The 8,830-nt window shown below is 72.3% G+C and carries 6 protein-coding genes; all 6 read right to left on the reverse strand.

Annotation, left to right across the window (positions count from 1 at the left end; translation table 11 throughout):
* Positions 1 to 9 precede the first annotated feature (9 nt).
* The 6 genes from ftsW to ABEA43_RS54470 are packed head-to-tail and all read right to left on the reverse strand — an operon-like array spanning position 10 to position 8,759.
* Positions 10 to 1,275: a putative lipid II flippase FtsW gene (gene ftsW, locus ABEA43_RS54445; RefSeq protein ID WP_345574862.1), complete on the reverse strand. Its 1,266-nt coding sequence runs from the start codon at positions 1,273 to 1,275 to the stop codon at positions 10 to 12.
* The gene (gene murD / locus ABEA43_RS54450; protein ID WP_345574864.1) at positions 1,259 to 2,635 is read right to left on the reverse strand and encodes a UDP-N-acetylmuramoyl-L-alanine--D-glutamate ligase; all 1,377 of its coding nucleotides are present in this window, start codon (positions 2,633 to 2,635) and stop codon (positions 1,259 to 1,261) included. Before murD ends, ftsW begins: the two co-directional genes overlap by 17 nt.
* Complete coding sequence (gene mraY, locus ABEA43_RS54455) at positions 2,635 to 3,699, reverse strand: phospho-N-acetylmuramoyl-pentapeptide-transferase (RefSeq protein WP_345574866.1); 1,065 nt, start codon at positions 3,697 to 3,699, stop codon at positions 2,635 to 2,637. The genes murD and mraY overlap by 1 nt, the downstream gene beginning before the upstream one ends.
* Complete coding sequence (locus ABEA43_RS54460; RefSeq protein WP_425570607.1) at positions 3,696 to 5,459, reverse strand: UDP-N-acetylmuramoyl-tripeptide--D-alanyl-D-alanine ligase; 1,764 nt, start codon at positions 5,457 to 5,459, stop codon at positions 3,696 to 3,698. Before ABEA43_RS54460 ends, mraY begins: the two co-directional genes overlap by 4 nt.
* Positions 5,459 to 6,988, reverse strand: a complete 1,530-nt coding sequence (locus ABEA43_RS54465; RefSeq protein ID WP_345574868.1) for a UDP-N-acetylmuramoyl-L-alanyl-D-glutamate--2,6-diaminopimelate ligase — start codon at positions 6,986 to 6,988, stop codon at positions 5,459 to 5,461. The genes ABEA43_RS54460 and ABEA43_RS54465 overlap by 1 nt, the downstream gene beginning before the upstream one ends.
* 40 nt (positions 6,989 to 7,028) lie before the next feature.
* On the reverse strand, positions 7,029 to 8,759 hold the full coding sequence (locus tag ABEA43_RS54470; protein WP_486348732.1) for a peptidoglycan D,D-transpeptidase FtsI family protein: 1,731 nt from the start codon (positions 8,757 to 8,759) through the stop codon (positions 7,029 to 7,031).
* Positions 8,760 to 8,830 lie beyond the last annotated feature (71 nt).

The following is an 8,830-nucleotide window of genomic DNA, read 5'->3' on the forward strand; positions in this document are numbered from 1 at the left end:
GGTCACTCCCTAACGTGTAGCTCGGCCTCTGGTCGTACCCCCCAGGCCAAGCCAGCTTAGAGCCCGGGCGGCGGCTCCGGGGCCACGAGCGGCCAAGGCCTCTCGCGCTCCCGGCTCGCGTTTCGCGAACGACAGCAGCATCCCGAGCGCGGCCAGCGTGGGCAGCAGCGAGGATCCGCCGTACGAGACCAGCGGCAGCGGGATGCCGGTGATCGGCAGCACGCCCAGCACGGCGCCCATGTTGACGGTCGCCTGCCCGACGATCCAGGCCACCATCGCGGCCGCGGCGAGCCTGATGAAGGCGTCGTTGACCCGCACCGCGACCCGCAGCCCGGCATACCCCAGCAGCCCGAACAGCGCCACCACCATCAGCGTGCCCATCAGCCCGAGCTCCTCGCCGAGGATGGCGAAGATGAAGTCGCTCTCACCGTGCGGCAGCCAGCTCCACTTCTGGCGGCTGCTGCCCAGGCCGAGCCCGAACCAGCCGCCGGAGCCCATCGCGATCTGCCCCTGTACGGCCTGGTATCCGGCGCCCTGGGCGTCGGCCCACGGATCGAGGAAGGCCCCGATGCGCGCCATCCGGTACGGCTCCACCTTGATCATGATGATCGCGGCCAGCACCGCCAGCGACAGGATGCCGCCGAACAGCTTGACCGGGGCCCCCACCACCCACAGCAGCGCCAGGAAGATCATGAACAGCACCAGCGTGGTGCCGAGGTCGCTGCCGAGCATGACCATGACGGCCAGGATCGCGGTGCCGGGCATGAGCGGGATCAGCATCTGCCGCCACTCGATCTTGCCCAGGCGCACCCGCCTGGCCAGCAGGTCGGCGCCCCACAGCGCGAGGCCCAGCTTGGCCGGCTCGGACGGCTGGATCGTGAACGGGCCGATGTAGATCCACCGCTGCGCGCCCAGCTCGGACGAGCCGATGAACAGCACCATGACCAGCGCCAGGATCGACAGCGCCATCAGCGGGTAGCCGGCCCAGCGGAAGAACTTGACCGGCAGGCGCGAGCAGGCGTACATCACCGGCACGCCCACCGCGGCCGACAGCGACTGCTTGATGAACCACGAGAACGGGCTGCCGGTCTTCTGCAGCGCCTCGATGCTGGAGGCCGACAGCACCATCATCAGCCCGAGCGCCAGCAGCAGCGCGCTGCACATGATGATCAGGTAGTAGGTGGTCAGCGGCTTCTCGAGCAGCTCCTTCAGCGAGCCGAGCTGCTCGCGCGCCCAGGTGCCCGGCCCTTCCTGGCTCTCAGCGCTCGCGGTCACGCCGCTGCCTCAGCTCGTGCACGGCGCGCGCGAAGGCCTCCCCCCGAGCCGGATAGTTGGCGAACATGTCAAGGGAGGCCCCCGACGGGGAGAGCAGCACGGTGTCCCCTGGCGAGGCCAGGCGGGCGGCTTCGGTGACGACTCTTTCCATCACACCAGTCTCCCGATCCGCGATGTCCACCACTGGGACATTCGGCGCGTGTCGCGCGATGGCTTCGGCGATCCTGGCGCGGTCCACCCCGAGCAGCACCGCTCCGCGCAGCCTCGGCGCCGCCTGGCGTACCAGGTCGTCGACGTCCGCGCCCTTGAGCTGGCCGCCCGCCACCCACACGATCGACGGGTACGAGGCCAGCGCCGCGGCCGCGGCGTGCGGGTTGGTCGCCTTGGAGTCGTCGATGTAGTCGACCTCGCCGATCCTGTCCACGTGGGCCAGCCGGTGCGGGTCGGGCACGAAGTCGCGCAGGCCCTGGCGGACCGCCTCGGACGGCACGCCCAGCGAGCGGGCCAGGGCGGCGGCCGCCAGCGCGTTGGCCACGTTGTGCGGCGCGAACGGGCGGACGTCCTCCAGCGTGGCCAGCTCCTCGGCCGCCTCCACCGGGTCGGCCACGAACGCCCGGTCGACCAGCAGGTCCTCCACGACGCCGAGCTCCCCGGCCTTGGGCACCCGCAGGGTGAACCCGACCGCCCCCGGGTAGGGCGCGGCCAGCCTGGCCGCCTCGGGATCGTCGGCGTTGAAGATCACCGTCCCGGCGCGCTCGTAGACGCGCCCCTTCGCGGCGGCGTACTCCTCCATGGAGCCGTGCCAGTCGAGGTGGTCGGGGGCCACGTTGAGGATGGCCGCCGCGTGCGGGGCCAGCGTGCTGGACCAGTGGAGCTGGAAGCTGGACAGCTCGACGGCCAGCGCGTCGTACGGCTCCGCGACGGCGCGTACGACGGGCAGGCCCACGTTCCCCACGGCCACGGCCTTGCGCCCGGCGGCCAGCAGGATCGAGGTGAGCATGCGCACGGCGGTGGTCTTGCCGTTGGTGCCGGTCAGCGCCAGCCACGGGGCGGCCTGCGCGGGCCGCAGCCGCCAGGCCAGCTCCACCTCGCCCACGACCTCGACCCCCGCAGCCAGCGCGGCGGCGATCAGCGGGTGGTGCGGCGCCCAGCCGGTGGTGACGAGCCGGGTGGCCCCCTTCGGCAGGACCGGCTCGCCGAAGACGGTCTCGACGCCGAGCCCGGCCAGCTCGGTGGCGGCGGCGAGCTGCCGCTCGCCCTCCACGGACTCCAGGACCACGACGCGCTCGCCGCGCCCGGCCAGCACCCTGGCCACGGCGACGCCGGACACGCCGAGCCCGGCCACACAGGTCAGGCTCATCACCGGGGCATCCACTCGACGTAGAACAGGCCGAGCCCGAGCGCCGCGCACAACATGGCGATCAGCCAGAAGCGGACCACGATCGTGGTCTCCGCCCAGCCTTTCAGCTCGAAGTGGTGCTGCAGCGGGGCCATTCTGAACACCCGTTTCCCGGTCATCTTGAAGAACCCGACCTGGATGATCACCGACATCGTGATGATCACGCACAGCCCGGCCAGGATGATCAGCAGGAGCTGGGTGCGGGTGGCGATGGCCAGCCCGGCCAGCACGCCGCCCAGAGCCAGCGAGCCGGTGTCGCCCATGAAGATCCGGGCGGGCGGGGCGTTCCACCACAGGAACCCGATCAGCGCCCCGAGCACGGCGGCGGCCACCACGGCCAGGTCGAGCGGATCTCGTACCCAATAGCAGTTGGGGCCGAGCTGGTCGATGCAGTTGTTGCGGAGCTGCCAGTTGCCGATCAGCACGTACGCGCCCAGCACCACCCCGGTGGCGCCGCTGGCCAGTCCGTCGAGGCCGTCGGTGAGGTTCACCGCGTTGGAGAACCCGACGATCATGATGAGCACCCAGATGGTGAACCCGACGAGGCCGATCGAGGGGCCGATGTCGCGCAGGAACGACACGCGGGTCTCGGCGGGGGTGATGCCGTAGACGTTCGGCTGGCGGGTCACCAGGACGGCGAACACGGCGCCGACGATGAGCTGGCCGAGCGCCTTGGCGCCGCTGCGGAGGCCGAGGCTGCGCTGCTTGTAGATCTTGATGAAGTCGTCGAGGAACCCGACCGCGCCGAGCCCCGTCATCAGGAACAGCACCAGCATGCCCGACACGGTGGGGGGCGTGAGCTGCGCCAGGTGCGAGGCGCCGTACGCGAACAGGGCGGCCAGCACGATCACCGTGCCGCCCATGGTGGGGGTGCCCCGCTTGCCCTGGTGGCCGGAGGAGGAGGCCGCGAGCTCCTCGCGGATCTCCTGGCCGTAGCCGCGCCGCGAGAACAGCCTGATCGCCAGCGGGGTGCCCAGCATCGAGAGGATGAGGCCCACCGCGCCGGCGATGATGATATTGGTCACTGGGGGGTACCTCCGAGCACGAGCTCCGCCGTGCGCTCCAGCCCCATCGCCCGCGGTCCCTTGATCAGCACGGCGTCACCGGGCCGCAGCCAGCCGGCCAGCTCGGCCGCGGCCGCCTCGGCGTCGGGCACGTGCACGATCCGCGTCGGCTGCACGGGATAGCCGCCCGGCGGCGGCCCACCGACCGGCGGCCCGCCCATGGGAGGAGCCCCGACCGGAGGCCCACCCACCGGGGGCCCGCCCACCGGCGGACCGGCCATCGGCGGACTGCCCACCGGCGGACCACCGGCCGGGGGCCCGGCCATCGGAGGAGGACCAGCGGGCCGGGGCCCGCCGGAGTCAGGCGCCTGCCACCCCTGCGGCGGACCCGCGGGCGGGCCCTCGATCGGATGCCGAGCCGGCTGCTGGTGCTGGGGCGGCCCCTGCGGGACCGGATGCTGCGGGCCGGGAGCGTGCGGGACGACGCCCGGAGCGGGCCCCGGGGCCACGGGCTGGGCGGCGCTCTGGGCAGCCGCCTGAAGGGCCTCCTGGGCGGCCGCGTGGGCGCCTTCGAGCACGGGCCCCGCGTCGGGCCCGGCCACGATGAGCCCCGCCAGCCCGGCGCCGCCGGCCAGCCGGCCGAGCTCGGCGTTGAGCGCGGGCCCTTCCTCGCCCAGCTCCCGCAGCGCCGCGATGACCGCGAAGCGCCGCCGGCCCCGTCCCAGCACCGCGAACGCCCCGAAGGCCGCCCGCATCGAGTCGGGGTTGGCGTTGTAGGCGTCGTTGACGACCGTCACCCCGTCGGGCCGGTCGTTCACCTCCATCCGCCACCGGCTGGCGGGCGTCGCCGCGGACAGCTCGGCGGCGATGGTGGCGACCGGCAGGCCCAGCTCGTAGCCGGCCGCGGCGGCCGCCAGCGCGTTCTCGACCGCGTGCTCCCCGTACAGCTTGAGTGACACGTGCGCGCTCCCCGACGGGGTGCGCAGCGTGAAGGAGGCCCGCCCGCGGACGTCCACGGTGACGCCTTCCGCCCGGATCGCGGCGGACTCGCCGCGCCCGAAGAACGTCACCCTGGCGTCGGTACGGGAGGCCATCCCGCGCACCAGGGGGTCGTCGGCGTTCAGCACGGCCACGCCGGTCCGCGGGAGCGCCTCGACCAGCTCGCCCTTGGCCTTGGCGATGGCCTCCTTGCCGCCGAACACGCCGAGGTGCGCGGTGCCGACGTTGAGGACGACGCCGATCTGCGGCGGCGCGATGCGGGTCAGGTCCTTGATGTGGCCGATGTTGCGCGCGGCCAGCTCCAGCACCATGAACCGGGTGTCGGCGTCGGCCCGCAGCACCGTCAGAGGGTGACCGAGCTCGTTGTTGAAGCTCCCGACGGGAGCGATCGTGGCGCCGATCCGCGCGGTGAGCCTGGCCAGCAGGTCCTTGGTGCTGGTCTTGCCGGCCGAGCCGGTCACGCCGATCACGCTCACCCTGGGCAGCGCGGCGGCCTGCGCGGTGGCCAGCTCGGCCAGCGCGGCGGCGGTGTCGGGCACGATCACCGACGGCCCGTCGACCGGCCTGGTGGCCAGGACCGCGACGGCCCCGGCCCGGATCGCCTGCGCGGCGTAGTCATGACCGTCGACTCGCGCGCCCTTGATGGCGACGAACAGGGATCCCGGTTCTACGGCCCGCGAGTCGATCACGACGGGCCCGCGCACCACGGCGCGGGGATCTGCCATTCCCGACAGGGCGCCCGAGGTTATCTCGGCGATCCTGGCCAGAGGCAACGGGATCATTAGTGCTTCCTGCTTTCCTTGCGTGCGTCGATCGCTTCGGCGACCACTTCGCGGTCGTCGAAGGGGATCACCTCGCCTGAAACGTACTGGCCCTGCTCGTGGCCCTTGCCTGCCACGACGATCACGTCGCCGCGCCCGGCCCGGGCGATCGCCAGGCCGATGGCGGCCGCGCGGTCGGGCTCAATGATCACATGAGCGCGGTCCTGCTGCGGAACGCGGAGCGCTCCTTCCATCATCGTCGCGAGGATGGCGAGCGGATCCTCCGAGCGCGGATTGTCACTCGTGAAAATGGCCACATCCGCCAGCCTGGCGGCCGATTCGCCCATGATGGGGCGCTTGCCCTTGTCGCGGTCGCCGCCGCAGCCGAGCACGATCGTGAGCGCGCCCGCCGTGACGGTGCGCAGCGAATGCAGCACCGACTCCACGGCGCCGGGCTTGTGCGAGTAGTCGACGATCGCCTGGAACTCGTGATCGGCCCCCGTGACGCGCTGCATGCGGCCGGGCACGCCGGTGAGCGTGCCGACGCCGTGCACGGCGGTCTGCAGCGGCACCCCCGCCTCGACGAGGGTGACGATGGCGCCGAGCGCGTTGGCGACGTTGAACGGGCCGGGCGGCGAGATCTGCGCGTCGGCCTCCACCCCGCCGGGACCCACCACCCTGAACGCGCTGCCGTCGGCGCCGAGCCTGGTCTCCAGCGCCCGCCACTCGGCCTCCGGGTCGCCCAGCGCCGAGAACGTGGTCATCGGCACCTTCGCCAGGCCGAGCAGCTCGCGCCCGTGGCGATCGTCGATGTTGGTCACGCCGATCCTGCTCAGCTCCGGCTGGAACAGCTTCACCTTGGCCGCGAAGTAGTCCTCGAAGTCCTTGTGGAAGTCGAGGTGGTCCTGGGAGAGGTTCGTGAACAGGGCGACGTCGTAGAAGATGCCGTCGACCCTGCCGAGCGCCAGCGCGTGGCTGGAGACCTCCATGGCGGCCGCGCTGACGCCCTCCTCGCGCATCAGGGCGAACAGCCCGTGCAGCACCGACGCCTCCGGCGTGGTGTGGGTCGGCTGGAAGCACAGCGCGCCCGCGTGGATCTCCACGCCGCCCACCAGCCCCGCCGTGTGCCCGGCCGCCCGCAGGCCGGCTTCGAGCATGAACGAGGTGGTGGACTTGCCGCTGGTGCCGGTCACGCCGAGCACCTGGATGTCGTGGGCCGGCTGCCCGTACACCCAGGAGGAGATCTGCCCGAGCAGGGCGCGCGGGTCGGGCACGATCAGCACCGGCAGCCCGGTGGCGACGGAGGCGTCGCGGCCGGCCCGGTCGGTGAGCACGGCCACGGCGCCGCTCGCCATCGCCTCAGCGGCGAAGGTGGCGCCGTGGACCCGGCTGCCGGGCAGCGCGACGTAGAGATCCCCGCGTCTTACGTTGCGGGAGTCGATGGTCACGCCGGTCAGGGCGGCGTGAGGCGACCTCGACGTGCCGGAATCGGCGTCGAGCATGGTCGCGAGCCCGGTCAGCGGGCGAGGCGGGCTGGTCGTGGGACGCATAGACGACGGGGGACGCACGGCGAGAGCGTACCTTCCCTGGTCACTGTCCCGCGCGCATCCGCACCTGCGGCGCGGCGGAGCCTGTGGGAGGAATCTTCTTGCTCTTGATGGCGAACGTCATCACATCCTTGAAGACGGGGGCCGCCAGTTGCCCGCCGAAGTGGCCGTTCGTCGGGTTCTGCAGCACCGACAGCACCACGATGCGCGGGTTGTCGGCGGGCGCGAACCCGGCGAAGGAGGCAGTGTAGCCCTCGTAGCGGCCGAGCTCGGAGTCGTAGCGGTTGGCCGTGCCCGTCTTGCCCGCCACCCGGTAGCCGGGGATGGCGGCGAGCTGGCCGGTGCCCTCGGCGCTGACCGCGCTCTCCAGCATCGTCGTGATCTCCTTGGCAGTCGTCGTGCTCACCACCTTGGTCTGCTTACCGGCGGCGGCCGGGACGAACTTGCCCGAGGTGTCGGTGAGGCCCGCGACGATCTGCGGCTCGACCTTCACGCCGCCGTTGGCGATGGTCTGGTAGACGCTGGCCATCTGCAGCGCGGTCACCGACACGCCCTGGCCGTAGGCGACGGTGCAGCTCTGGCTGCCCGACCAGCTCTTGTAGTCGGGCAGCAGGCCCGCCTCGGCGCTCGGCACGCCGCCGCCGGGCGTCGTGCCGAATCCGAACGCCTTGAGCATCCCGTAGAGGCGCTCGCTGCCGACCTTGCGCGCGGCCATGATCGTGGCCACGTTGCTGGACTGGGCGACCGCCTGGCGGAACGTCATGCTCTCGGCCTTGTGCGCGTGCGCGTCGCGCAGCACGCGGTCCGCGCAGCGGATGTTGTCGGGCACCTGGAACACCGTGTCGGGGTTCACCGCGCCCGCCTCCAGCGCGGCGGCGGCCGTGATGACCTTGTTCGTGCTGCCCGGCTCGAAGACGTCGGAGGCCGCCTTGTTGACGTAGTCGGACGCGGGGGCCTTGCGCCAGTTGTTCAGGTCGAGCTCGGGGCCGTTGGCCATGGCGATGATCTGGGCCGTCCGCACGTCCATGACGATCACGGTGCCGCTGTCGGCCCCGGACGCGCGCACCTGCTCGGTGATGGACTTCTGGGCGGCCCACTGGATGTCGCGGTCAATGGTCAGCCGCACGTCCTGGCCGTTCACGGGCGCGGTGCGCTGGCTGCTCGTCATCGGGATGCGCTGGCCGTCACGCCCGGTCTCGACGCGCTGCTTGCCGTCGCGGCCGGCCAGGAGCGAGTTTCGCGCCTGCTCCATGCCGCCGAGCCCGTTGCCCTCGTCGCCCACGAACCCGATGAGGGTGCCCGCGAGATCGCCCGCGGGGTAGAGCCTGCGGTAGGTCTTCTTCGTGGACAGCGCGGGCACTCCGGCCTGCAGCAGCCTGGTGGCCACGACCGGGTCGACGTCCCTGGCCAGGAGCTGGTAGCGGCTCGTGGTCTTGGCCAGCTTGGCGGCGATCTCCGGCTCGGGCTTGCCGAGCTGCCTGGCCAGGATGGCCGCCATCTTCGCGCGTACGGCCGCCGCGACCTTGCTGGGGTCGATCGCCACCTCGCGCGCCTCGACCGTCACGGCCAGCTCGTGGCCGTTGACGTCGGTGATCGAGCCCCGCTTGGCGGGGATGTCCTCGGTGTGCTGGCGCTGGTCGACGGCGGCTTCCGCATAGACCTTGGAGTCGAGGCCCTGCATCTGGATCAGCCGTCCGGCGAAGATCGACAGCACGAACGTCATGCCGATCAGGCCGATGTTGACCCGCCTGCGCGGGCTGCCCAGCCGCAGCACCAGCGGCGGCTTGGGCGGGCGCGGCGGCGGCGGTGGCCGGCGCGGGCCCCTGGGCGGCGGCACGTCCGCGC

This window comes from Nonomuraea rosea, from assembly GCF_039539705.1.
Taxonomy (GTDB): Bacteria; Actinomycetota; Actinomycetes; order Streptosporangiales; family Streptosporangiaceae; genus Nonomuraea; species Nonomuraea rosea.